This window comes from Mesorhizobium salmacidum (SeqCode) (genome assembly GCF_037179605.1).
GTDB classification, from domain to species: domain Bacteria; phylum Pseudomonadota; class Alphaproteobacteria; order Rhizobiales; family Rhizobiaceae; genus Mesorhizobium; species Mesorhizobium salmacidum.
This window is the reverse complement of sequence record NZ_JAPYKS010000013.1, coordinates 15,264-38,823: the sequence shown is the minus strand read 5'-3', so window position 1 is coordinate 38,823 and position 23,560 is coordinate 15,264. Positions and strand designations below refer to the sequence as shown.

The window sequence follows — 23,560 nt, the reverse complement described above, 5'->3', positions numbered from 1 at the left end:
TCCATGGCAACTGTCGCGCTCTCTACCGGCAATCTGGATGCGGGCACGCCTGATCTGCCTTCGCTGCACTTTGGGCTAATCCATCATCTGTCAACTGGCAATCTCAATGCCGACGAGCCTGATCTCGGGTCGCCTGCGATGGTCCTGCTGTACGAGCCGTGGCCCTTCCGGCCGCTTGTCGGCGCCAGCGACACGCTCGAAACCCTGTCGGAAGTGATGCAATCCTTTACCGAGGAACAGCGCCTGGCGTTGCGCAAGGCTCCTCGCCAGAACCCCCGCTATTCCGTCCGCCTCGACCCGGCACAGTTCAGTCGGGCCAAGGACTTCGCCGAGAGGCGCGCCGCGACACGGATCTGCGTCCCTATCTGGTGGGAGGGCATCCGCCTGGCCGCCGACCTTGCGCCAGCTGACATCGAGATCCTGATCGACACGACGGCCGGCGACTGGCGCGCGGGCAGCCGCTTGATTGTCTGGGAAAGCGAGGACCACTACGCCCTTGCGCTCATCGAGGCTGTCGAGAACGACAAGGTGACGCTGGTGGCGCCGATCGGCGCCACCTTCGTCACGCCGACGATCATTCCTGTCCGGGTCGCAAGGCCGGCCGAAGGCTTCAGCATGAGCAGAGGCAAGCTCGTGGTCGACGTGACTGCCCGGTTCCGCGTCGAGGACAATATCAGATTGGAAGGCGACGCCGGTTATCCGCAGTATCAGTCCCTTGACGTTCTGACAGAGCCGACCGCGCGCGTGTCCGACCTCTCGGAGACGATTATCCAAGCCGCCGAATACGAGGACAACGGTTTTGGACCCGTAGAGATCGAGCGCCAGCGCAACTACGTCGATTTCGGGCAGTCGATCTCCTTCCTCGAGCAGGGCCCGGCCGCGATCTGGCGAAGGCGGCTCTGGGTGCACGCGCGCAACGGGAAGCAAAAGGCTTTCTGGTTGCCGAGCTTCAACTCCGATCTGAAACTCCTGGCGCCGATCGGCGCGGCCGACACGGTGGTGACGGTCAAACGCGTCGGTCTGCTTGCCGGCTATCTCGGTCGCCACGTGATGATTGAGCTGAAGGATGGCACGCGCTATTTCCGCCAGATCATCGCGGCAGAACGCGACGGCGCCGACGACGAAATCACGTTGAGCAGCAGCCTGGGCGAAGATGTCGGCAGTGCGCAGATCCTGTGGTTCTCATTCCTCAGCAAGGTGCGTCTGGATGCAGACGCTGTCACCTTCAATTTCCCGGCCTCTGGTCGCGGCCCGTTGCTTTCGACGCTCTCGATCCCCGTTACCGAGGTGCCGTCATGAGCTACGCCGAGCCGGAAACGTCGATCGACGAAGGCGAGCCCTACTTCCTCTATTTGCTGGACAATGGCGTCAATCCGGTCCGTTTAACATCGGACCCCGATCCCCTGACCAGAATGGGCGAGATCTGGAAACCCTCAGCGGTCTCCCATGGCGACATCGAGCAGAGTGGCAACATCGAAAAGGCCGCGGTCGATCTGACCTTTCCGCTGTCCGACGTCTACGCCAAGACGCTGCTCACCCCGGCCAGTGAGGTGACGACTGTTACAATCTGGCGCGGCCACCACACGGACCCATCGAATGAGCTGCGCGTGGTTTGGAAGGGCCGCGTGGTCAACCCGAAGTCGGGAAAACAGAACATCAAGGTACCGGTCGAGAACATCTCCACGTCGATGCGCCGGCCGGGTTGTCGAGCCCGCTATCAGCGAACCTGCCGCCATGCGCTGTATTTTCCGGGCTGCAACGTGAATGTTGATGATTTCAAGGTGCCAGCCACAGTCTCATCCATCGATGGACTTGTGCTCACGATCGCCGAGGCTGCCGCCCAGCCGGATGGCCGCTACAAGGCCGGCCTGGTCATCTTCGACGGTCTCTTCGGATGGGTCGGCGAACATGTCGGCGACACGATCACCCTCGTCGGCGAGATCGATGGTCTCGCAGAGGCGGTGGCAGCCGATGGTCCCACCGCCGTTTACATCGCACCTGGTTGCGACCTGTCGGAAGAGGTCTGCGCCAATGTGTTCGGCAACCATCTCAACCACGGTGGCTTCAAGAACATGTCCGACAACAACCCCTTCAGCCAGAGCATCACCTAATGTTCTGGAACATCCTCATAGCGATCGCGTCCTACGCGCTGCAGCTCGCCCTTACACCGAAGCCGCAGAACGCCAAGGCCAAGGCGCTTGAGGACTTTCAGGCACCGACCGCAGAGGAAGGCCGCGAAATCCCGGTCGCCTTCGGCACGGTCGATTTCGCCGACCCCAATTGCACCTGGTACGGCGACCTGAAGCGTAGCGCCATAAAGGGCGCCCGCCGCTACGGCCTGTTTGGCCCGAGGCAGGTGCTTGGCTACAAATATTCGCTCGGGATGCAGATGGGCCTTTGCCACGGCCCTGCCGATGCCATCCAGGGCATTCGGGTTGGCGACAAGGTTGCATTTAAAGGCACCAATACCGGCGGCCGCATCACCATCCACAAGAACCAGTTGTTCGGTGGCGATCAGAGCGAAGGTGGGATCGTCGGCGACGTCGACATCTGCATGGGCGCACCCGACCAGTTGCAGAACGACTACCTGGTGTCGAAGCTTGGCGCTCACATCTCGGCGTTCCGGGGCGTGGTCACCGCCGTCCTGCGGCAGGTCTACCTAGGCACCTCCAACTACATCAAGCCGTGGGAATTCCGCGTTCAGCGCATCTATCTGCGCTCAGACGGCACCGAGCAATGGTATTCGGCAAAGGCCGGCATTGCGGCCGAAAGCACGACAGACGGGCTCGCGCTCTATTTCGCCATCGACACGTCGTTTGAGGAATTCGGGTTGTTCTACACCCGCGTCGCTCTGCACGGCGCGATCGACAAGCTGCGCACCGATGGGACGTCATGCGACATCCGCATGGTGTCATTCAGTGGAACGGTAAAGGACACCATGCAGCGTCGCGACTGCGACGCCGGCGACCTGGACGATTTCGACGACTGGATCGACGCGCTTACCGCAGACCACACTACGGCCGACTACAATGTCGCCGTGTCGCAAGCCGCCAGTTTCTTCAAGGACGCCGATGTCAAAAAGAAGCGGATTGTCCTGTTGATTTCGGATGATGAAGCCGCTCCGGGATCGCCGGAAGCCGCGAAGGCGACGATTGCCGCAATAGAGGACGACATTTACGTCCACGGGTTCATGTTTGGTCGGTTCCGCCTCGACAGTCCGAACCTGACCCTCGTCGACAACACGCCGGGCGACCAGTCGGCCGAAGGCTGGTGTCCGGTGTTCCTGAACGGCGACAACAGTCTCTATTCTGCTTTGAGTGTCGTGACCGTCACAGCGATCGACATGAACCCGGCCCACATCATCCGGGAGTGCCTGACGGATCGCACCTGGGGCCTCGGCTATAACGACGCCGATATCGACGACGACAGCTTTACCTCGTGTGCCGACACCTTCTACGGCGAGAGCTTCGGCCTGTCCCTCAAATGGTACCGGGAGGAGGAGATCAAGGAGTTCGTGTCGACCATTCTCTCCCATGTTGACGCGAACCTCTACGGCTCCCGCTCGACCGGCAAGTTCTTCCTCAAGGCGATCAGGAACGACTACGACATCGACACCATTCCGGTACTGACCGAGGACGATGTCATCGAATGGACCGAGGTCAGCCGTCGATCACCATCCGAGGCGTCCAGCTCCGTGCTGCTGAAGTACTACAATCGAGAGAAGCGCAAGACCGGCTCGCACCTCGTGACGAACACCGCCCAGGCGATGCAGGCGACCAAAGTGCTGCCGACGACGCGGGAATATGAGGGCATCAACAAGAGCAGCCTGGCGATCCGGGTGGCGACGCGCGACGTGATCGCCCTCGGCTCTGGGCTCATTTCCGGCAGGGTCGTCGCCAACCGGAAGTTTGAAAGTCTGAACCCCGGCGATCCTTTCCGAATGGTCTCGGCGCGACATGAGCTTTCCGGACAGGTGATGCGCCTGGTCGATCCAACCTTCGGCGACGGCCGTTCGAACAAGATCGGCATGAAGTTCTTCCAGGACGTCTTCAAGCTTAGCGCATCGGTTCTGGTCGACGACACCAATACGGGTGGCTGGGTACCTCCCTCAAATGTCCCGCTTCCGGTTTCGCCTCGGCTGGTGCAGGAAATGCCCTATCGCGAGCTGCGGCAGATGATCGGCGACGCCGATGCCGCCACCATGCTGACCGCCGACGCGGATGGCGGCCTGATCCAGGTGGCGGGATCATCACCCACCCCTGACGCCGTCAACGCGGAGCTGCAGATCGACGCCGGCACCGGCTACGCCAGCACCGACGTGTTGGATTTCGCGCCCGGCGCCTTCCTGGACGGCGGAGTGGACGCTGCAGCGACCGAGATCACGGTGACAGGCGCCGTTGAGCTCGGCGATGCTACGCTGGGCACTCTGGCTGCAATTGTGGGCGCGACCCCGCAGACCACCGAAATCGTCAGGATCGACGACATCGACGGGAACACCCTGACGATCGCGCGCGGCTGCCTCGACACTGTTCCGCAGGCTCACCCAGGCGGCGCCTCGATCGTCCTGTTCGACGACATCTCCAACAGCGATTTCGAGATCTATACCGCCGGCGCCGAAATTGCCGTCAAACTGCTGACGATAACCGGCCGTGGCGGACTTGAACTCGACGCCGCACCGGCCGACACGGTCACCATGGACAGCCGGGCCATCCGGCCTCTGCGGCCAGCCAACGTCCAGGTCGACGGGATAGGCTTCGGCGTGGTCGCGGGCGACGGCGTGTCGGACCTCGCCTCCACCTGGGCGGAACGGAACCGCCTGATCGAGCTGGCGCCACTTGGCTGGACCGATGCCACTGTCACGCCCGAGGCCGGGCAGACGACGATCATCGAAGTGCTCGATCCCGCCGAGGCTGTGCTGACGACGCATTCCGGGCTGACTGGAACCAGCTATCCGGTGCCAGTGACCTCCTTTGCCGGCAACTCGTCGGGATGGCTGCGTTTCGGCTGCGAGCGCGACGGCTACCGCGAATGGCAGGCCTATCAGCTGGCGGTCGTTTTCACTCGGCTCGAAACCGGCAACTTCACGCTGAGCGGCCAGAACGCCGATCTGTTGTTCGGCACCATCATGGCTGTCGCCACAGGTGCCTTCACCCTGACCGGCAACGCCGTCGCTTTGAACGTCGATGCGCCAGCCGACACAGGCGTTTTCACCATCACCGGCAATCCGGTCGCGCTCCAGTATTCGGCGGGCGGCGCCGCAGACACCGGCGTCTTCACGATCACCGGCAACCCCGCGACCCTGACCTTCGCTGCTGGGGAGACGGACGGGGTCTTGCCGATGATGATGATCAACAGCACCGGGACCCGACAGTCGATGTTGCCGGGCATCTTCGTAGACGAAAGCTGACCCCAAGAGAGGACATGAACCATGGTTGCCTACAACAAATTTCAGCCGTTTTCGGAGGCGCTGGCCGAGAAGTTGCACAACCTCGGGTCGGACCAGCTGAAGATCGCGCTGTGCGACGCGGCCCATGCTCCTGTCGCAGGCAACGCGCAGCTCTCCGACCTGACCCAGGTCAGCTATACGAACCTCTCGTCGAGGAACGTCACGACATCAACCTCGGCGCAGACCGGCGGCACGTACAAGCTGACCCTGGCGGATCTCGTCCTGCTGGCCTCTGGCGGGTCCGTCGCACCCTTCCGGTACGCCGTCCTCTACAACGACACGGCCGCCAACGACGAGTTGATCGGCTGGTTCGACTACGGCGCGGACCTGACACTGTTGAGCGGCAACAGCTTCACAATCGATTTCGACGGATCGGGCGGCGCCCTCACCCTGGCTTGATAGGAGACATCACCCCATGAAAACCACCCACCACTTCAATGCCGACACGATGCGCCTCCGCTTCCATGAGCTGGCGGCCGAGAGGAAGCGCATCGAGGAGCAGGATGTGCTGCCGCTCCGCGAGCAGCTCGACCAGGTCGTGGCCAAGATCCATGTCCTGGAGGCCGAGCTGAAGCCGATCGACAAGATCTACCGCGAGAAGCGCCAGCAGCTCGTGCCGATCGACCGCGAGATGGGGATCATCTCGCGCGCGCTGAGTGGCCGGACGGCCATCGAATGAGCAGCCGACCGGCCAGCAAGGGATAGAATGTCATGGCTTCATACTATGTCAGGTCAGGTGCTGCCGGCGCTGGAACGGGTGCGGACTGGGCGAATGCCTACACCACCCTTGCCGCTGCGATCTCGGGCAAGGCGGCCGGTGACATCTTCTACGTTTCCGAGGATCACTCCGAAACGACTGCCGGCCTGACGCTGTCGTTTCCAGGAACCGCGTCAACGCCCTGCAAGGTGATCTGCGTCAGCCATTCCGGATCGGTCCCGCCGGTTGCCGCGGATCTGCGCGCCAGTGCTGTTGTGAACGTGTCCGGTTCGAACAGCCTGAATTTGGGGAGCAGCGGAGTCTACATCGATGGCGTAATTTTCAACAGCGGTACGGGCGGAGCAACCAGCCCGGCCCAGATCAATGTGGGAAACGGCAGCAATCAGACGTTCGCCCTGAAAAACTGTTCGCTCCGCATCGCCACGACCAGCAGCGCCGGCCGCATCAACATTGGTTCTCTGGACTCGTGCTATAGCAACCTGGAAAACACAACGATGTCGTTTGCCAACGCAGGGCAAGGCATCCAGATTGTCGGCCGGGTGATATGGACGAACACGCCTTCGGCTCTGCTCGGCACCATGCCCACGACCCTCTTCTTCAAAGGCGGCAACGCCGACGCTCAGACGCTGGAAGCTCGCGGCATCGACCTGAGTGCTGCCGGCTCGGGCAAAACCATTGTCGGAGCCGGCACTGGCCCGACCGCAAGCTATAGCTTTACCGATTGCAAGCTCAATGCGTCCGTGACGCTTGCCGCGACACCTTCCAGTCAAGGCGCTGCCGAAATCGACTATGTGAGATCCGGCTCCAGCGGCGTCAACTATAACCACGGCCGCTACCGCTACTCGGGCACGCTGAGTGAGGAAACGACGATCGTGCGCACCGGCGGCGCCTCGGACGGCACGACGCCCTTGGCCTGGAAGATCATCACGACCGCCAACGCCTTTTGGACGCTGCCTTTCGAAACCCCTCCGATTGCGATCTGGAATGACGTCAGCGGTTCTCCCGTGACGGCGACGATCCAGGGCATATGGGGCGGGGGCGCCGTCCCAAACGACGACGACATCTGGGTCGAGGCTGAATACCTCGGCGACGCCTCGTCGCCACAAGCTTCGTTCGTGAATGACAGCAAGGCCAACATCCTGGCGACTGGAGCAGGCCAGAGTGCCGGCGCCGGCACGTGGGGCGGCTCAACCACCAAGTTCGCCCTGGCGGTGACCTTCACGCCTCAGCAAAAGGGCTGGGTCTTGTTGAGGGTCAAAGCCGCGAAGGCATCATCGACCTTCTACATCGATCCGAAGGTGACACTCACCTAAGCCGACGCAACAGGTGCTCGGGGCAGTTCCCGAGAAGCGGGCCTAGTTTGGCGACCCGACCCGCCCGACAGCATCATCGAGATAACCGTCGCACCTGGCCCTTTCGGGCGAGACGGTGTGACTGATTCTCGAAGGCCTTTAAATGACCGTTGAACAGTCCTTTGAAAGCATCCTGCCAACTCGGCCGGTGGCTGGCTATATCGGAGGTAAGCGCCGCCTGGCAGAGCGGCTGGTGGCGCGCATCTCGGCCGTGCCGCACGAGATCTATGCCGAAGCGTTCGTCGGCATGGGCGGCGTCTTCTTCAGGCGGCGATCGCGGCCTCGTTCTGAGGTTATCAATGACCGCAGCGGCGAGGTGGCGAACCTTTTTCGCATCCTGCAGCGGCACTATCCGCAATTCATGGACACGCTTCGCTTCCAGATCACGTCGCGCCGCGAATTCGAGCGGCTGAAGGCAAGCGATCCGGCGACCTTGACCGATCTGGAGCGCGCCGGCCGCTTCCTCTACCTCCAGCGCCTGGCCTTCGGCGGCAAGGTCGCCGGCCGCAACTTCGGCGTGGATCCGCGATCGTCTGCCGGTTTCAATTTGACCAAGCTGGCGCCGCTCCTGGAAGACGCCCACGAGCGCCTGGCAGGCGTCGTCATCGAGCAACTCGACTGGTCGGCCTTCATCGACCGCTACGACCGGTCGGGCACGCTGTTCTACCTCGACCCGCCCTACTTCGGCAGCGAAGGCGACTATGGCAAAGAGCTGTTCGGCAGAGACCAGTTCGAGGCGATCGCAGCCAGGCTGCGGACTATCAAGGGCCGGTTCATCCTGTCGATCAACGATGTCGCTGAGATCCGCGCGGCGTTCCATGGCTTCGCGATGGCCGAGGTTGAGCTGCTCTACAGCGTTGCCGGTGGAAAGGGCCAGCCTGCCAAGGAGCTGATCATCTCAGGCGGACGTTAGCTTTTCGACAGTGGCGACAATGGCGGCGGCCAGCGCTTCCGCCTCGTCCATGATCCCTGGGCCAAACAGCCCATTGACCATCTCTTCACTCGGCAGCACGCCAGGCGGACAGTGTTCCTCGATTGTCCGCCTGATCACCGTTAGCGCCGCACGGCAGTCCTCCGCCTCGATTTTCATCAACGGTTTCCCCATTCAATTAAGCTAAAATGCAACCAAAACGGCCGGCAGGCCTTGTCTGGCAGTTGGAGTATCGCGTGTGCGTAACGCCGCAGATCGGCTGAAGTTCATCAAACCGCAGGAACCGGTGCTGGTCGAGACGCCGCCAGTGAGCGACGACTGGCTGCACGAGATCAAGTATGACGGTTTTCGCACCCAGGTCATCCTCGACTGGGCCGGTGCCCGCGCCTTCACCCGAACCGGCATCGACTGGTCAAAGCGTTACTGGCCGATTGTAACCGCCGCCGAGCAGCTGAAGGCCAAATCCTTCATCCTGGACGGCGAGGTGATCGCGCCCGAACCGGACGGACGGCCGAACTTTCAAGCCATCCATTCCCGCATGGCCTGGAACGCCGAGCTGCTCGCGTTCGTCGCCTTCGACATCATTCACATGAATGGCGAGGATCTCCGCCAGCTGCCCACGATCGAGCGCAAGGCTATCCTGTGGGATCTGGTCAAGCCGGCAGAGGGCATCATCCAGTATAGCCAGCACGTCGAGGGCGGCGGTGCTGCGGTCTTCGAGGCGGCCGAGAAGATGGGCCTGGAGGGCATCGTGTCAAAGCGCCAGGGAAGCCCCTATCGCAGCGGCGCGAAGGATGAAGCCTGGGTCAAAACTAAGTGCTGGGACATGGCCGATCTGGATCTGATCGGCATCAAGCGGAAAGCCGGCCAGCGCACCGAGGGGCTGTTCGCGCGGGAGGGCAAGTATGTCGGCAAGGCCGTGATCGCCGCAACCGATGTCATCAAGGACCGGCTATGGAAACGCGTCCAGAAGGCCAAGGCAGGGCCACCGGACGGCGTTCCCACTGCCGAAGTCACAGCGGATGTCGAATGGGTCAGGCCCGGCATCAAAGCGAGCGTCAGGACGTTGCGCGGCGAGCGCAAGCTGCGCCATGCGTCGGTGCAGGATATCCGGGAGGAGTGATGCCGGCCGATCGGTTGAAAGTCCGCGATATAGGTGGCGGCTACGAGGTGTTAGACGGTGCCGACGATTTGGGGCGGTGCGGGTCGATAGCTGAGGCGGCCCAATTCGTCCGCGAGCGTGGCGCGCGCTTGTGGCTTGATTGGGGCCGGACCGTCATTGGCGGGCAAACGGCTCCTCACGACTTCTCTGCAAGCTTCCTCGGGTCGGACAGCGTAGGGCGCATCCTCGGCGAGAAGTACGGCCCGAGCGCCGGCACCTGGGCCTGGTCAATCTCGACCCATGACAGCCGCTGGCGGAAGCATGGTGGCCAGAGAGGGCGCGAGGCCACGAAGGAAGCAGCGGTTGCCGAGCTGGAACGGGAATTCACCAACTACCTTGCCGACCCGGTTAAAAAACCGGTCTGATCTGCTGCCAAATGAAGTTGCGCGGAGGTGCCAAACGATTTTGCGCGCTACAGATGTCGAAGAACGACAATTCGCTTGGACAGGCGCAAGCCGGGCGTGAGGATCCCGACTATGAGTTTGTCGCGGCGTCCGGCTTTTATCTCTATGGCTGGGACCATGAGTGGGTGCACAAGGACAGCGGCGAGCCGGTCCAGAGCGTCGACCATCTGGTCAGCGAGATCGATCATTTGTTCGGCTATGGCCATTTCGCCAAACCGGGCAAGTTGATCCTGCTCATGCACGACGAGATGTTTCAGGACGGCTTTGACGGCAAGACGCAATTGACCAAGCTGATCACCGCATTGAAACTGCGCCACTATGCGTTTGGAATAATCCAGAGCTATGACGACTGAGCCATCAGGTCGGCACTGCTAGCTCCCCACATTCTCCCGCAACGCCGCGAGCACCTGTGCAAACTCAGCCAGACGCTCGTCGGATAGTCCGGTGCGAAGCCGCTTGTCGAAGACGAGCGCTGCTTGCCGCAACCTCTCGAACAGCGCTTCTCCCGCCGCGGTCAATTCGACCATGTGAACCCGTCGGTTGACGGGGTCGCGCCGCCGCGTCAGCAGGCCCTGCACCTCCATCGCATTGAGATGATGGGTCAGCGTCGCGCCCTGGATGCCGATCATGCCGGCAAGTTCGCGCTGATTGGCAAGCTCGCTCGACTTGACCGACAGCAGCGTGAGCCAGACCGGCAAGGTCCCCCCCGCTTCAACCAAGGCAGCGTCGAAGGCCTGGGCAACAAGCTTGGCGGTGCGGCCGAGATTCATGCCGACCGGCGGGCGTTCAAACGGTGTCATGATCTGACAGTAGAGCAAGCAATGGAAACGTGAAACTCGGCTTCATGATTGACATCTAACCGTTAGATATCTAACTTTGTCTTATTGATGGCATCGCGACATGGTTGCGGCGCGCAGGCGGCGGGCGAATGAGAGGAATGCGGTCATGCAATATGTTTATATCGTCGTCATCGGCCTGCACGTCATGGCCGGCGTCTTCTGGGCCGGCACGACCATCGCGGTTGCCCGGGATTCGGACATCCGGGCAGAGCGGTTCTTCCGGCCGCAAATGGGCGCTGCCGGTTTGGCTTTCCTGACCGGTTTGCTGCTCTGGTATTTCTTTCATGAGGGTGCTTTCGGCTCGATGGAGAAGGTACTGGCGCTCGGCATTTTGACGGCGCTGATCGCCGCTGGCGTGCAAGGCGCGCTTGTGGGCTCCGCCAGCAGGCAGCTTGCCGCCGCCGATGCCGCGACCCAAACGGAGCTGCGCGCGAAAATGACCAGGGGCGAACGCATCGCCGGCGGGCTGCTGGTCATCACCGTGCTTTGCATGGCGACCGCCAAGATGTTTTAGAATCGCACGGCCGGTGAAAGCCGATCATGCGCGGCGCGCAACGGACCAGAGCGGCAGGTGGCTCTCCTTGCAAAGGCCGTTGCGCGCCACCTGATCGTGATCAAATCCTGATCCCGAACCTTATGCCGTCATAGATGGCGGCATGGATGTTGCGCGAGGCGACCGCATCGCCGATGCGGAACACGACGAAGCCACCTTCCGAATTGCGCGATGGGAAGATATCGCCGCCGTTCACCAGCCGCTCATAGTCGATCGCGCCGCCATTCCTCGACAGCGGCTTCAGCGACAGATAGAGGTCGTCAAGCGGCGCCGTGCCGTGCTCGACCACCACTTGGTCGACCCTGCGCTCCCCGCGCCAGCCATCGGCAAAATCCGAAGCGAGTTCCGCGACCAATTGATTGCCCTCGCGCCGCACAGAGCGCAGGCGTGTGTTGATGGTGATGGTGACGCCCCTTTCCTGGAAGGCGCGCATGTACGGCACATGGTTCATGCCGCCCATTTCGGGGGCGAAGAACCGCTCTGGCGAAACCAGTTCTAATTTCGAGCCGCTGTTGGCAATCAGTTCGGCCGCGCCCATGCCCTGATGGCCGCCATTATCGTCAAAGAGAAGAAGATTCTCGGCCGGCTTGACGCTGCCAGCCATGATGTCCCAGCTTGAGGTGACGAGATTGTCGCCGGAGGCCAGCGGCGGGTTCTGCGGCAGGCCTCCGGTGGCGACGACCACCACGTCAGGCGCCAGGGCCAGGACGTCGTCCTGCTCGGCCCAAGTGTCGTAGCGGATCTCGACACCGAGCCGTTCGAGTTCGGCCAGACGCCAGTCGATGATGCCGATCAATTCCTTGCGGCGTGGGTTCTGGGTCGCCAGGCGGACCTGGCCACCCGCTTGTGATGATGCTTCCAGGATCGTGACCTGATGGCCGCGCTCGGCCGCGACGCGCGCCGCCTCCAGTCCGCCGGCGCCGGCGCCGACGACCACGACTTTCCGCTTAGGCCCTTCCGTCTTGGCGATGATATGCGGGATATCCGCCTCGCGGCCGGTCGCCGCATTGTGGACGCACAGCGCCTCGCCGCCTTCGTAGATGCGATCCAGACAATAGGTGGCGCCGACACAGGGACGGATCTCGTGCTCGCGGCCCTCCATCACCTTCCTGATGATGTGCGGATCGGCGATGTGAGCGCGCGTCATGCCGACCATGTCGAGCTTGCCGGTGGCGATCGCATGGCGCGCGGTGGCGACATCGGAAATGCGCGCCGCGTGGAAGGTCGGGAACTTCGTCGCCGCCCTCACCTCGCCGGCGAAATCGAGATGCGGCGAGGACCGCATGCCGGTCACCGGGATCACCTTTGTGAGCGCCGCGTCGGTCTCGATCGAACCACGGATGATGTTGAGGAAATCGACCTTGCCGGAGCCGGCCAGCCGCCTGGCGATCTCGACGCCCTCCTCCTTCGACAGGCCTTTCTCGAAATCCTCATCGGCGACCATGCGGATGCCGACGACGAATTTCTCGCCGACCGCCGCTCGCACCGCATCGAGCACCATGTTGGTGAAGCGCAGGCGATTGTCGAGCGAACCGCCATATTCGTCACCGCGATGATTGGTGGCAGGCGACCAGAAGCCGTCCATCAGATGGCCGTAGGATTCGAACTCGATGCCGTCGAGCCCGGCTGCCTGGCAGCGCTGGGCCGCCGATGCATAGTCGGCGACGATGCGCTCGATATCCCATTCCTCGATGGTCTTGGGGAAAGCACGATGCGCCGGTTCGCGCACCGGCGAGGCTGACAGCACCGGCAGCCAGTCGGCCTTGTTCCAGCCGGTGCGACGGCCAAGATGGGTGATCTGGATCATCACCTTGCAATCGTGCTCGTGGCAGGCGTCAGCGAGTTCGGCCAGCCACGGCACGATGCGGTCGTCATAGACATGCAAATTGCCGAAGGCGGCCGGGCTGTCGCGCGAAACGATAGCCGAGCCTGCGGTCATGGTCAGCGCCATGCCGCCCTTGGCCTTTTCGGCATGGTAGAGCCGATAGCGCTGCTTCGGCATGCCGTCCTCCGAGTAGGCCGGCTCGTGGCTGGTCGACATCACCCGATTCTTCAGCGTCAAATGCTTGAGCTGGTAAGGTTGGAGAAGCGGGTCGTTGTTGATCATCGTCTTCCTGCCGTTTTAATTTGTGCTAATGAGCGGCAAATCCAAGGAAACCGCTTATGATCGATACCAAAACCCTCACCCAGCTCGGCACGCACGTCGAGACGCCACAGAGCCCCGAAGCTGCGGTCCTGGAAACCGTGCCGTTTTCTCGCGGCGACGGACCGCCGGCGATCGTGCGCTTCACCTGCCCGGAATTCACCTCGCTCTGCCCGGTGACCGGACAGCCGGATTTCGCTCATATCGTCATCGACTACGCACCCGATGCCGCCCTGGTGGAATCGAAGTCGCTGAAGCTGTTCATGACCTCGTTTCGCAACCATGGCGCTTTCCATGAAGACTGTACGGTGATGATCGGACGTCGCATCGTGGCCGCGACCAAGCCGCTCTGGTTGCGCATAGGCGGCTATTGGTATCCACGCGGCGGCATTCCGATCGACGTGTTCTGGCAAACCGGCGCTCCGCCGGAAGGCGCCTGGCTGCCGGACACCGGCGTCGCCCCCTATCGCGGGCGCGGCTAGTTCGGCCATCATTCGCACTGGTACTGGCTTAATGCCCATTCGCCGGTCACCGACAAAAGGTCCGATATCTTCCATTCGCCGCCGACCTTCTTGAACTTCCATTCGAGGCGGTGCGGGTTGCCGCCGATGACGAAGGCGACGATGACCTTGGCCTGATCGCCATTGATCGCTTCGAGCGTCTTCAGGCTTTTGTCGATCTCGGCCTTCTCGTAGTCCGCATTGTCGAGCGCCATGTTGGGGTCCAGGCACTCGCCCTGCCCGGATTTGCGCAAGGCATCGCTCTTGTCGAGCACGGTTTTAGCCGGGTCGGTGAAATGGCCGCGCTGGGCCGGATCGACCTCCAGGCCGACCTGATCGTAAAACGGCCGCACCACCGCTGTCGGCGATCCCGGCTGGATGGGGGCGGCAGGCTCGCTCGGCGGCCATGCGACGGGCGGCGTCGCCGGCTCCGCGGCTCCGCCAGGCGCGGTTGCCGGCGGTGTCCGGCCGTCATCAGGCGCGGTCCCGGCAGGGGCATTTGCCGGCGGCGCGCCCAACAGGCCCTGAGCGGATGCGCCGTTCAAGCCAGCCGCCAGCAGGCACATGGCCGATAATGACAGGAGCGCGCGACCGGCCATTGCTTCACTCCGGATCTTGGCCCGCCATGCATTCGAGCTGGCTCAGCGTCCAATCGCTGGTCTTCGATGCAATGTCCGATATCTTCCATTTGCCGTCGACCTTCTTCAGCGACCAGTGCATTTCGCGCTGCGCATCGTCTCCTTCCGGAAAAAGACTGAAGTTCGCCACCACTTGCGCCGTGTCGCCATCCACCGTCTCGGACAGCTTCAGTGTCTTGGAAAGGGTCTTTTGGTCGAAATCCTGCGCATCGAGGCCGGGGTCGAAGTCGATACAGGCGACCTGGTCCGGATTCTTCTTGGTCGCCTGGTCGTTGAGGCCGAACAGTTTCGTCACCGGCTCGGTGAAGCGATCGCGGTATTGTGCGTCGGCCTCGAACTTGACCTGCGGGACATAGAAGAACTTCACGGCGTCGGAAGCCGGACCGGCCACGGCGGCGGCGGGCAAGGCTATCGAAAGGGCGGCAAGGAGCACTGTCAGTCTCATGCAGAATCTCCGGCTTTTCATGGCTTGAAGCAACCAATACCACGCATCCTGCATATCGGCTTTTTTGCGGTACACGAAGCCCGCCTGCGCACGCATCACGGCTGAAGCGGGTCATCTCGACGGGACGTGCAGGCCAAGCTTGCACTCAGAGGCCGAGCGCTGCCTTGCGTCCGTCATGGATGGCGAATGCCACCTGCCTGGAAGCGGTACAATCACCAATCGAAGTGTGGGCAATCTTGCGCCTTTCGAGTTCGATGGAAAGCATGTCGGCGGCCATATTCGTCGTGGCGAAGACCAACGCATCGGCTTCGATCTCCTGCTCGGTTCGATCGAGCAGAGAAGCGACCCTGGCCATCCTGCCATCCCAGTGAACGACGGCGCTCTCGGTCACAAACCGCACCTTCAGCTTGGCGAGCGCCCGCCGCAGCGGCGCGTCGACGGCCATTCGCTGAAGCTCTTTGCCAACCAGGGCGTCCGGCGTCACAAGCGTCACATTGTGACCGTCCTCGGCGAGTTTCCAGGCGGTGCCGCAGCCTTTCCAATTGCCGCCATCGTCCAGCAAGAGAACATTTTTTCCCGGCCTCGCCTCACGGGCCATCACCGCTTCGGCCGAGAGCACCGGCCCGCCGCCCGGAATGCTGTCCCACTGTGGCAAGGCCCGCTGGAAAGCGCCGTCTGGCGGCATCGAGCCGGTCGCGACGACGACGTGATCCGCGCCTTCGCGCTCGACATCGTCGGCTTCGACATACTGCCCGTAGCGGATGTCGACCTGAAGCTGGCCGAGCTGGCGTTCGTACCAGTCGATCAGATCCAGAATCTGGGCACGGCGCGGCTGCAGGCCCGCAAGACGGAACTGCCCCCCAAGGCGATCGGATGCCTCGGCCAGTGTCACCCGGTGACCGCGCTCGGCCGCGGCGCGCGCCGCTTCGAGCCCGGCCGGGCCGCCGCCGACGACCAGCACGCGCTTCGGCTGGGCGGCCGGAGCGAAGCGGTCTCCGCCCCACTCCCATTCCCGCCCCGCGGATGGATTGATGACGCAGCTGATCCAGTAATCACGGCTGCGCCGGCCCCAGCACATCTGGTTGCACGACAGGCAGCCGCGAATGTCCTGCGGCCGTCCGGCGGCGGCCTTTGCCGCGAGGTGCGGATCGGCGATCTGCCCGCGCACGATGGAAACGAGATCGGCGCGGCCTTCGCTCAACACGCTCTCGGCGTTTTCGGCGGTGCGGATATGGCTCTCGGCGGTGATCAGCGCATGACGCACGGTGGATTTGAGCACGGACGCCAGGTCGGCACCGAGCTTTTCCGGGTAAACAAAGGTCGGCATGATCTTGTAGAAGTCAAAATAGGAACCCGTTCCGCAAGTCACATAGTCCATCAAGGTATCGCGGTCGTGGAGGTCGATTATCTCGGCCAGCGCTTCGCGCTTCAGCGCCACTTCGACTTCCGGCTCATCACTGATCGCAAGACCTATGATGAAATCATCGCCGCATTCCCGACGAATCCTGGTCATCACCTCACGGCTCATCCGGGTGCGGTTTTCAAGGCTGCCGCCCCATCGGTCGTCCCGGCGGTTCGACCAGGGTGCCCAGAACTGGTCCAGCATCGAATGGTACGCCGCCCAGACCTCGACGCCGTCGAAGCCGGCTTCGCGGCAACGGCGCGCCGCCTGGACAAAGCCGTCGATCGTTTCTTCAATCTCGGCTTCGGACATCCGATGCGAACCGTCGGAATCGTGGTAGCTCGGCAGGCCGGAAGGCGACCAACCGGGGTGAAACGAGTTGTCCGCGTCCGCGTGCTGGCCGACATGGTAGAGCTGCTGGATGGCGACGGCGCCGTTGCCGCGAATTGCCTCCGTCACCTTGCGAAAATGCGGGATGACGCGGTCATCGGACGGGCTGAAGTTGCCACGGGTAAGCACGGCGGCCTGATGCACGGGCATCGGCTCGACCACGATCATGCCGGCTCCGCCGATGGCGCGTTCCGCGTAATAGCCGACATGCCGCGCGGTCGGCAGCCCCTCCACCGCCATGTTGGCGGTATGGGCTCCGAATACGATCCTGTTGCGTAACGTCTTGCCGCGCAGAGTGGCCGGCGTGAACAGCCGGTTGAAGACCCGCCCAGACATGCACCGCTCCTTCAAAGCCTTGGCGGCGGCACCCAGGCGCCAGCGCTCGCAACCGAAGTCGCTTCTTGCCGGAAAGCCGGCACCTCGGGGGTGCCGGCTTTGCCGCGATCCTGGAAGCTAGGCGTCCAGCCAGACGTTCTGGAGATCCATTTCGAAGGTCTGGTGGACGCCGTAGTTCTTCACTTTCTTGTTCGTATGACTGTAGAGCTTCTGCCAGAACGGCTGGATGATGACGCCGGAGTCCTGCAGGATCTGCTCGACATCCTTCATCACCTCCTTGCGCTTGGCGACATCGATCAGCGAGAGCGCCTGCTTGAGCTTGGCGTCGAAATCGGGATTGGAATAAGCCGATTCGTTCCACGCCTCGCCGGTGCGATAGCCCAGCGCCAGCACCTGGACTCCGAGCGGGCGCATGTACCAGATGGTCATCGAATAGGGATATTTCGTCCAGTCATTCCAGAAGGTCGAGCCCGGCAGCACGGTGCGCTTGACCTTGATACCGGCGTCGCGCAGCTGGCCGGCGATCGCGTCGCCGGTGTTCTTCTGCCAGTCGTCCTCGATGGTGATCAGTTCATGCTCGAAGTCGGCCTGGCCGGCTTCCGCCATCAGCTTCTTGGCGCCCGCGGCATCGCGCTCCTTCTTGGGCAGCGGATAATATTCAGGATGGATCGGGCTGACATGGTGGTTCTCACCGACCGTGCCGCGCCCGTTATACCCGAGCTGCAGCACCGCGTTGTTGTCGACCGCCATCTGCAGGGCATTGCGAACGCGCTGGTCGTCATAAGGCTTGTGCGTGATGTTGGTGCGGGCAACCAGCGTGGTGGCGGTCGCGACCTCCGATTTCTGCAGCCCCATCTTGTCGAGAATGTCGATGAAGTCGGCGGGCGACTCGAAGTTGACATCGACCTCGCCGGAGTCGAAAGCGTTCACCGTGGCGTTGAAGTCGGTGCCATAGTCGATGAACTCGACGCTGTCGAGCGGGGCTTCGCCACCCCACCACTTGCCGTTCTCGCGGCGCTTGACCACCGCCTTCTGGCCGACGTCGTAAGAGACCAGCTCGAACGCTCCCGTGCCGATCGGCTTCTTGATCGGATCGGCGCCATCGGCATCGAAATTCCGGTGCACGATAAGGGCGGGGTAATCGGTGAAGTTCGGAATGAGCGAAATGTCGGGCTCGCTGAGCTTCAGCTTGACCGTATTGTCGTCGACCTTGGTGATGGCACCGTCCCTGGCCTTGCCGGTCTTGGCATCGATCAGCGCACCGACGCGCGCCGCCATCGAGTTGCCGGCGACCCCCTTCTCGCACCAGCGCGTCACATTGTGCACCACGTCATCGGCATTGAAGGCGTCGCCATTGTTCCAGGTGACGCCCTTGCGCACATGCAACGTGTATTCGGTGGCGTCGTCGTTGATGTCCCAGCTTTCGAGCAGCACCGGCTCGAAGGTAAACTGTCTGGTGTAGCGAACCAACGGCTCCAGCCAGGTGCGCGAGATGTTGGCCAGTTCCACCCAGTCGTAAGTACGCGGATCCTTCTGCGCTTTCACCGCCATCGAGACGTGCAGCGTCCCGCCCTTCTTCGGCTCCTCGGCCAGAGCTTGCGTCGGCGCGGCGAGGCCGATCATGCCATAGGCAAACGCCGTCGATGCGCCAAGCGCGCTGGCCAGCGCCAGGAACTCGCGCCGGTCCATGCGACCCGCCCGCGCCTCCGTTGCCATCGCTTCGATAGCCTGCGGCACACGATCGCCATTGCTTTTGAAAACCGTCATGTCACTCTCCCCTTGTTGTTCCCGTCAGGTCTTTGCCTGTTGTTTTTCAACTAACGCTGTCGGGCAATTTTTCCTCGCGCCGCGCGATCAAATCCTTGAGACCGTCGGCGATGCCTTCGTCGAGTTTCGGCTCCTCATAATCGGCGAGCATGTTGCGCGCCTTCTCGCGGCCACGCGTGTCGTGGTCCTTCGCCCCTTCCGCCTTCCATTGTTCGTAGGAGTTGAAGTCCATGATGCTCGGCATGAAGAAAGCCTTCTCGAAATGTTCGAGCGTGTGCTGGGTGCCAAGGAAATGGCCCTGCGGTCCGACCTCGCGGATCGCCGCCATCGCCTCCTTGAAATCGTCGAAAGGCAGGCCGCCCGCGTATTTGTACCAGCCGACGAGCTGTTCGCAGTCGGTGGCGAATTTCGAGTACCCGCAGGTGAGACCTGCTTCCAGCCAGCCGGCCGAATGCCAGATGTAGTTGGCGCCGGCAAGGATGGCGGCATGCATCAGCATGTTCGCCTCGTAGCCGGCCTGGGCATCGTTGAGCTTCGAGCCGACATGGAAGCCTGACGTGCGCCACGGCAGTTTATATTTCCGCGCCAGAGCACCCATCAGATACATCATCTGGGCGGCCTCCGGCGTGCCGCCCATCGGAGCGCCGGTCTTCATGTCGACCGTGACCATGAATTGGCCGTAGATCTGGGGTGAACCCGGACGGATGAGCTGGGTGAAGGCCACCCCGGCAAGCGCCTCGGCGTTGACCTGCGCAACCGCGCCGACGGCCGACGCCGAGGTCGAGGCGCCGCAGAGCGCGAAGGGCGCCAGGATCAGCGGCTGATTGTGGCGCGCATACACCCTCATGGCGTCCAGCATGGTGGCGTCCCAGACCAGCGGCGAATTGCAGTTGGTGATTGCAACCAGCACCGGATTATCGCGGACGAATTCCTCGCCGAACACGATACCGGCCATTGCCATCGTATCTTCCGCCCGCTCCTTGGACGTCACGATGCCCATGAACGGTTTGTCGGAATACTTCAGCGCCGAATGGATGATGTGCAGGTGCCGCTTGGGCACGGCAATTTCCATCGGCTCGCAGATGATCGAACTCGACGAGTGCAGCGCCGGCGCCATGTAGGCGAGCTTGTGGAAATTGTTGAGATCGGCAAGCGTGCCGTAGCGCCTGTTGTTGTCGAGGTCTCGCACATAGGGCGCGCCATACATCGGCACGAAGATCGAGTTCTTGCCGCCGACGCGCACCGTGCGCTGGGGATTGCGCGCGTTGAGCGTGAACTCGGAGGGAACCTTGGAGACGAGTTCCATCAGCAGCGCGCGATCGATGCGGACCCGCGTTTCCCGGACATCGGCACCGGCCGCCTTCCACAAGGCGATGGCCTCGTCGTCGCGGAATTCGCAGCCGACCTCTTCCAGGATCGAAAGCGACTCTTCGTGGATCAGTTCCACCGCCTCGTCCGGAACCATTTGGTACACCGGGATCTGGCGAACCAGGGTTGGGAACGACGCGACCGGAGCCCCACGAAGCGCCTTGCGCCCGAGACGGCCACCGCCGCGGCGATGGGGCGGTTCGGTCAATTCAGCGGCGGGTGCGTTCATGAGACCTCCTGGCGTCCGTTCCAGCCAAGTTAGCGAGGTGAAATATAGCTGTGACGCTGGAAAATCCTGATCTCTTGTATAACCTGTGCTTATGCGAAGCCTGCGCCACCTCCTGCCGTCCGCCGGCAGCCTGATCGTCTTCGAGGCGGCGGGCCGGCTGTCGAGCTTCACCGCCGCCGGGCGCGAGCTCGGCATGACGCAAGCGGCAGTCTCCTATGCGGTGCGCGGACTGGAAGAGCAGCTCGGCGCCAAGCTGTTCCAGCGCCGCCACCGGCAGGTCAGCCTGACGGAAGCCGGCGAGCGGTTCCATGCCGACGTCTCGCTGGGCTTGTCGCATATCCGCAAATCCGCCGAGGATCTGCGCCTGCAGGCGACCGGTGGCCATGTGACGCTTGCCGCCTCGACCGCTTTCGGTTCCTTCTGGATGATGCCGCGCCTGCAGCAGTTCCGCGACGAATTGCCGGGCATCGACCTGCGCATCCAGACCGCCGACCGCGATCTCGACATCATCGCCGAAGGCATCCCGCTGGCGGTGCGCGGCGGCGAGCCCAGGGAATGGCCGGACTACCACTCGCTGCCGCTCGCCGACGAGGAGATCTTCCCCGTCGCCGGTACCAGCTATCTGGCCAAATTCGGCATGCCGGGGAGCGTCGAGGAACTGGCCACGCACCGTCTCATTCACCTCGAGGAGCCGTATCGTGAAGCGGCAAGCTGGGACGAATGGTTCCAGTCGGCCGGCGGCAGTCTGAGCAATACCGCGCGGGGCCTGCGCATCAATGATTATGGCTTGGTGATCCAAGGCGTCATGGAAGGACAAGGCATTGCGCTGGGTTGGCGGCACCTTGCCGAACGGCTGCTGGCGACGGGCCTGCTCGTGCCGGTGACGAACCACGTGCTCAAGACCGGCAAGGCCTTCTATGTCGTCTGGCCGAAGAACCGCGAGCTCTCGGACAATGCCCGCAAGGTAAGAGACTGGCTGGTCGCGCAGGCGTAAAGTGGCCTCGCACGCACCGACCGAATCCGTGTAAGATCAGATCATGCCCATCCGACAGCTTTCCGAAACGATGATCAACCAGATCGCCGCCGGCGAAGTCATCGAGCGTCCGGCGAGCGTGGTCAAGGAACTGGTCGAGAACGCGCTCGATGCCGGTGCAAGCAAGGTAGAGGTCGTCACGTCGGGCGGCGGGCTGAACCTTATCCGCGTCACCGACGACGGCTCCGGCATTCCGGAGCAGGAGCTGGCGCTGGCGATCGCGCGTCACTGCACGTCCAAGCTTGTCGAGGACATCCACGACATCCGCTCGCTTGGTTTTCGCGGCGAGGCGTTGCCGTCGATCGGCTCGGTGTCGCGGCTGTCGATCCGCTCGCGCACGGCTTCGGGCGACAGCGCCGCCGAGATCGGCATCGAGGGCGGCCGCGTCCTGCCCATCAGGCCGGCTGCAGCCAATCGCGGCACCACCGTGGAGGTGCGCGACCTGTTCTTCGCCACGCCGGCACGGCTGAAATTCATGAAAGGCGAACGCGCCGAAAGCTCGGCCATCAGCGACATCGTCAAGCGCATCGCCATCGCCTTCCCCACAGTGCGTTTCACGCTGGCCGGATCCGACCGCACGACGCTGGAACTGCCGGCGACCGAGGACAGCGCGGACGGCAGCCTGCGCCGTGTCGCGCAGGTGATGGGCGCCGACTTTCCCGACAATTCCATTGCCATCGACGCGATGCGCGAAGGCGTGCACCTGACCGGCCATGTGTCGATCCCGTCCTTCACCCGCGCCAACGCGCTGCAGCAATACGCCTATGTCAATGGCAGGCCGGTGCGCGACAAGCTGATCGCCGGCGCCATCCGCGGCGCCTTCGCCGATGTCCTGCCGCGCGACCGCCACGCCGTGACCGTGCTGTTCCTGACGCTCCATCCGGCCATCGTCGACGTCAACGTCCATCCGGCCAAGGCCGATGTCCGATTCCGTGATCCGGGCCTCGTGCGCGGCCTGATCGTCGGCGCGATCCGGCAGGCGTTGGCCGATGCCGGCATCCGCTCCGCCACCACGGGTGCCGCCGGCATGATGGCTGCGTTCCGTCCGGGCGCCGCGCCCTATGATCACGGCGGCCCGACAAATGGCCATCGCAGCTACGAAGCAGCCTTCCGCGCGTCCGGTCCCGCGGGTTTCGACCCTTCGCGCTCGCCGCAGCGACCGCTCGACATGCAATTCTCAGGCGCCGGCTTTGAACGCGGCAATGCAAGAACCGCCGGCTTCGGCGAGAGCGACCAGGCGGCGTTCGATGCCGGCCCGCTCGCCAGCGCCGATGCGCGTGCCGGGCAGAATGAGGCAACCGAGACGCTGCTCGGCGCGGTGCTGGGTGCGGCGCGCGCCCAGGTGCACGAGAACTACATCGTCGCCCAGACCAGGGATTCGCTCGTCATCGTCGACCAGCACGCGGCCCATGAGCGGCTGGTCTATGAAGCGCTGAAGAACGCCCTCCACTCGCGGCCAGTGCCCTCGCAGATGCTGCTTCTGCCCGAGATCATCGACTTGCCGGAAGAGGACGCCGAGAGGCTCGCCATGCATTCCGAAACGCTCGCCCGCTTCGGCCTCGGCATCGAGCGTTTCGGCCCGGGCGCGGTTGCCGTGCGCGAGACGCCGTCGATGCTGGGCGAGACCAATGTCCAGCAATTGGTGCGCGACCTCGCCGACGAGATCGCCGACAACGACACGGTCGAGACGCTCAAAGGTCGGCTGGACAAGATCGCGGCGACCATGGCCTGCCACGGCTCCGTGCGCTCCGGCCGGCTGCTCAAGGCCGAGGAGATGAACGCGCTGCTGCGCCAGATGGAGGCGACGCCGGGCTCAGGCACCTGCAATCATGGCCGCCCGACCTATATCGAGCTGAAGCTAGCGGATATCGAAAGGCTGTTCGGGCGGCGGTGAACCGGCCCCA

The 23,560-nt window shown here is 63.1% G+C and carries 22 protein-coding genes; 14 read left to right on the top strand and 8 right to left on the bottom strand.

Annotated features, from left to right (window positions below):
- Positions 1-3: 3 nt before the first annotated feature.
- The 7 genes from O7A60_RS18295 (at position 4) to O7A60_RS18265 (ending at position 8,429) form a co-directional block, all read left to right on the top strand.
- Positions 4-1,299, top strand: coding sequence for a hypothetical protein (locus tag O7A60_RS18295; RefSeq protein WP_337107428.1), 1,296 nt, complete (start codon positions 4-6; stop codon positions 1,297-1,299).
- Entirely contained in the window at positions 1,296-2,111 is an 816-nt protein-coding gene (locus tag O7A60_RS18290) for a baseplate hub domain-containing protein (RefSeq protein ID WP_337107427.1), read from the top strand. Before O7A60_RS18295 ends, O7A60_RS18290 begins: the two co-directional genes overlap by 4 nt.
- Entirely contained in the window at positions 2,111-5,407 is a 3,297-nt protein-coding gene (locus O7A60_RS18285) for a hypothetical protein (RefSeq protein WP_337107426.1), read from the top strand. The genes O7A60_RS18290 and O7A60_RS18285 overlap by 1 nt, the downstream gene beginning before the upstream one ends.
- 21 nt (positions 5,408-5,428) lie before the next feature.
- Positions 5,429-5,845, top strand: coding sequence for a hypothetical protein (locus O7A60_RS18280; protein WP_337107425.1), 417 nt, complete (start codon positions 5,429-5,431; stop codon positions 5,843-5,845).
- Positions 5,846-5,861: 16 nt separating this feature from the next.
- Positions 5,862-6,125, top strand: a complete 264-nt coding sequence (locus tag O7A60_RS18275) for a hypothetical protein (RefSeq protein ID WP_337107424.1) — start codon at positions 5,862-5,864, stop codon at positions 6,123-6,125.
- A gap of 227 nt (positions 6,126-6,352) precedes the next feature.
- Positions 6,353-7,477 (top strand): hypothetical protein, encoded by a 1,125-nt coding sequence (locus O7A60_RS18270; protein WP_337107423.1) that lies wholly within the window; start codon positions 6,353-6,355, stop codon positions 7,475-7,477.
- A 142-nt stretch (positions 7,478-7,619) separates the two neighbouring features.
- On the top strand, positions 7,620-8,429 hold the full coding sequence (locus O7A60_RS18265; protein WP_337107422.1) for a DNA adenine methylase: 810 nt from the start codon (positions 7,620-7,622) through the stop codon (positions 8,427-8,429).
- On the opposite strand, the gene O7A60_RS18260 is transcribed toward O7A60_RS18265, so the two are convergent.
- A complete protein-coding gene (locus O7A60_RS18260; protein WP_337107421.1) occupies positions 8,415-8,606 on the bottom strand; it encodes a hypothetical protein in 192 nt (63 codons plus the stop codon). The two genes, O7A60_RS18265 and O7A60_RS18260, sit on opposite strands and share 15 nt — an antisense overlap.
- 79 nt (positions 8,607-8,685) lie before the next feature.
- On the opposite strand from O7A60_RS18260, the gene O7A60_RS18255 reads away from it, so the two are divergent.
- Genes O7A60_RS18255 through O7A60_RS18245 form a run of 3 tightly spaced genes read left to right on the top strand, consistent with a single transcriptional unit; the run spans position 8,686 to position 10,366 of the window.
- On the top strand, positions 8,686-9,570 hold the full coding sequence (locus O7A60_RS18255) for an ATP-dependent DNA ligase (protein ID WP_337107420.1): 885 nt from the start codon (positions 8,686-8,688) through the stop codon (positions 9,568-9,570).
- Positions 9,570-9,974: a hypothetical protein gene (locus O7A60_RS18250; RefSeq protein WP_337107419.1), complete on the top strand. Its 405-nt coding sequence runs from the start codon at positions 9,570-9,572 to the stop codon at positions 9,972-9,974. Before O7A60_RS18255 ends, O7A60_RS18250 begins: the two co-directional genes overlap by 1 nt.
- A gap of 53 nt (positions 9,975-10,027) precedes the next feature.
- Complete coding sequence (locus tag O7A60_RS18245) at positions 10,028-10,366, top strand: polysaccharide deacetylase family protein (protein ID WP_337107418.1); 339 nt, start codon at positions 10,028-10,030, stop codon at positions 10,364-10,366.
- A gap of 18 nt (positions 10,367-10,384) precedes the next feature.
- Here O7A60_RS18245 and O7A60_RS18240 read toward each other — a convergent pair whose 3' ends face one another.
- A complete protein-coding gene (locus O7A60_RS18240) occupies positions 10,385-10,783 on the bottom strand; it encodes a MarR family winged helix-turn-helix transcriptional regulator (RefSeq protein WP_337107417.1) in 399 nt (132 codons plus the stop codon).
- Between the two features lie 175 nt (positions 10,784-10,958).
- Between O7A60_RS18240 and O7A60_RS18235 the strand changes: the two genes are divergently transcribed.
- Positions 10,959-11,366 carry a hypothetical protein gene (locus tag O7A60_RS18235; protein ID WP_337107416.1) on the top strand — a complete coding sequence of 136 codons (408 nt, stop codon included), beginning with the start codon at positions 10,959-10,961 and terminating at the stop codon, positions 11,364-11,366.
- Positions 11,367-11,466: 100 nt separating this feature from the next.
- On the opposite strand, the gene O7A60_RS18230 is transcribed toward O7A60_RS18235, so the two are convergent.
- Positions 11,467-13,512: an NADH:flavin oxidoreductase gene (locus O7A60_RS18230; protein ID WP_337107415.1), complete on the bottom strand. Its 2,046-nt coding sequence runs from the start codon at positions 13,510-13,512 to the stop codon at positions 11,467-11,469.
- A 56-nt stretch (positions 13,513-13,568) separates the two neighbouring features.
- Here O7A60_RS18230 and queF point away from each other — a divergent pair, with 56 nt between their 5' ends.
- Positions 13,569-14,030: a preQ(1) synthase gene (queF, locus tag O7A60_RS18225; protein WP_063171865.1), complete on the top strand. Its 462-nt coding sequence runs from the start codon at positions 13,569-13,571 to the stop codon at positions 14,028-14,030.
- Positions 14,031-14,038: 8 nt separating this feature from the next.
- Here the strand turns inward: queF and O7A60_RS18220 are convergent, their stop codons facing one another.
- The 5 genes from O7A60_RS18220 to O7A60_RS18200 form a co-directional block, all read right to left on the bottom strand.
- Positions 14,039-14,647 (bottom strand): hypothetical protein, encoded by a 609-nt coding sequence (locus tag O7A60_RS18220; RefSeq protein ID WP_337107414.1) that lies wholly within the window; start codon positions 14,645-14,647, stop codon positions 14,039-14,041.
- Positions 14,648-14,651: 4 nt separating this feature from the next.
- Positions 14,652-15,131, bottom strand: coding sequence for a DUF3828 domain-containing protein (locus O7A60_RS18215; RefSeq protein ID WP_337107413.1), 480 nt, complete (start codon positions 15,129-15,131; stop codon positions 14,652-14,654).
- 145 nt (positions 15,132-15,276) lie between these two features.
- Entirely contained in the window at positions 15,277-17,259 is a 1,983-nt protein-coding gene (locus O7A60_RS18210) for an oxidoreductase (RefSeq protein ID WP_337107412.1), read from the bottom strand.
- Positions 17,260-17,376: 117 nt separating this feature from the next.
- The gene (locus O7A60_RS18205; RefSeq protein WP_337107411.1) at positions 17,377-19,026 is read right to left on the bottom strand and encodes an ABC transporter substrate-binding protein; all 1,650 of its coding nucleotides are present in this window, start codon (positions 19,024-19,026) and stop codon (positions 17,377-17,379) included.
- A gap of 46 nt (positions 19,027-19,072) precedes the next feature.
- Positions 19,073-20,623 (bottom strand): trimethylamine methyltransferase family protein, encoded by a 1,551-nt coding sequence (locus O7A60_RS18200; RefSeq protein ID WP_337107410.1) that lies wholly within the window; start codon positions 20,621-20,623, stop codon positions 19,073-19,075.
- 91 nt (positions 20,624-20,714) lie between these two features.
- Between O7A60_RS18200 and O7A60_RS18195 the strand changes: the two genes are divergently transcribed.
- Positions 20,715-21,617 carry a LysR substrate-binding domain-containing protein gene (locus tag O7A60_RS18195; protein ID WP_337107559.1) on the top strand — a complete coding sequence of 301 codons (903 nt, stop codon included), beginning with the start codon at positions 20,715-20,717 and terminating at the stop codon, positions 21,615-21,617.
- A 43-nt stretch (positions 21,618-21,660) separates the two neighbouring features.
- Positions 21,661-23,550: a DNA mismatch repair endonuclease MutL gene (gene mutL / locus O7A60_RS18190; RefSeq protein WP_337107409.1), complete on the top strand. Its 1,890-nt coding sequence runs from the start codon at positions 21,661-21,663 to the stop codon at positions 23,548-23,550.
- Positions 23,551-23,560: the final 10 nt, after the last annotated feature.

What these genes read in the sequence shown, in the direction of transcription:
- O7A60_RS18275 (WP_337107424.1), top strand. Translation starts at nt 5,862, where the DNA reads ATGAAAACCACCCACCACTTCAATGCCGACACGATGCGCCTCCGCTTC.
- O7A60_RS18215 (WP_337107413.1), bottom strand. Translation starts at nt 15,131, where the DNA reads ATGAGACTGACAGTGCTCCTTGCCGCCCTTTCGATAGCCTTGCCCGCC.
- O7A60_RS18260 (WP_337107421.1), bottom strand. Translation starts at nt 8,606, where the DNA reads ATGAAAATCGAGGCGGAGGACTGCCGTGCGGCGCTAACGGTGATCAGG.
- mutL (WP_337107409.1), top strand. Translation starts at nt 21,661, where the DNA reads ATGCCCATCCGACAGCTTTCCGAAACGATGATCAACCAGATCGCCGCC.
- O7A60_RS18265 (WP_337107422.1), top strand. Translation starts at nt 7,620, where the DNA reads ATGACCGTTGAACAGTCCTTTGAAAGCATCCTGCCAACTCGGCCGGTG.
- O7A60_RS18205 (WP_337107411.1), bottom strand. Translation starts at nt 19,026, where the DNA reads ATGACGGTTTTCAAAAGCAATGGCGATCGTGTGCCGCAGGCTATCGAA.
- O7A60_RS18245 (WP_337107418.1), top strand. Translation starts at nt 10,028, where the DNA reads ATGTCGAAGAACGACAATTCGCTTGGACAGGCGCAAGCCGGGCGTGAG.
- O7A60_RS18290 (WP_337107427.1), top strand. Translation starts at nt 1,296, where the DNA reads ATGAGCTACGCCGAGCCGGAAACGTCGATCGACGAAGGCGAGCCCTAC.
- O7A60_RS18295 (WP_337107428.1), top strand. Translation starts at nt 4, where the DNA reads ATGGCAACTGTCGCGCTCTCTACCGGCAATCTGGATGCGGGCACGCCT.
- O7A60_RS18235 (WP_337107416.1), top strand. Translation starts at nt 10,959, where the DNA reads ATGCAATATGTTTATATCGTCGTCATCGGCCTGCACGTCATGGCCGGC.
- O7A60_RS18210 (WP_337107412.1), bottom strand. Translation starts at nt 17,259, where the DNA reads ATGTCTGGGCGGGTCTTCAACCGGCTGTTCACGCCGGCCACTCTGCGC.
- O7A60_RS18200 (WP_337107410.1), bottom strand. Translation starts at nt 20,623, where the DNA reads ATGAACGCACCCGCCGCTGAATTGACCGAACCGCCCCATCGCCGCGGC.
- O7A60_RS18285 (WP_337107426.1), top strand. Translation starts at nt 2,111, where the DNA reads ATGTTCTGGAACATCCTCATAGCGATCGCGTCCTACGCGCTGCAGCTC.
- O7A60_RS18230 (WP_337107415.1), bottom strand. Translation starts at nt 13,512, where the DNA reads ATGATCAACAACGACCCGCTTCTCCAACCTTACCAGCTCAAGCATTTG.
- O7A60_RS18195 (WP_337107559.1), top strand. Translation starts at nt 20,715, where the DNA reads ATGCGAAGCCTGCGCCACCTCCTGCCGTCCGCCGGCAGCCTGATCGTC.
- O7A60_RS18280 (WP_337107425.1), top strand. Translation starts at nt 5,429, where the DNA reads ATGGTTGCCTACAACAAATTTCAGCCGTTTTCGGAGGCGCTGGCCGAG.
- queF (WP_063171865.1), top strand. Translation starts at nt 13,569, where the DNA reads ATGATCGATACCAAAACCCTCACCCAGCTCGGCACGCACGTCGAGACG.
- O7A60_RS18220 (WP_337107414.1), bottom strand. Translation starts at nt 14,647, where the DNA reads ATGGCCGGTCGCGCGCTCCTGTCATTATCGGCCATGTGCCTGCTGGCG.
- O7A60_RS18250 (WP_337107419.1), top strand. Translation starts at nt 9,570, where the DNA reads ATGCCGGCCGATCGGTTGAAAGTCCGCGATATAGGTGGCGGCTACGAG.
- O7A60_RS18240 (WP_337107417.1), bottom strand. Translation starts at nt 10,783, where the DNA reads ATGAATCTCGGCCGCACCGCCAAGCTTGTTGCCCAGGCCTTCGACGCT.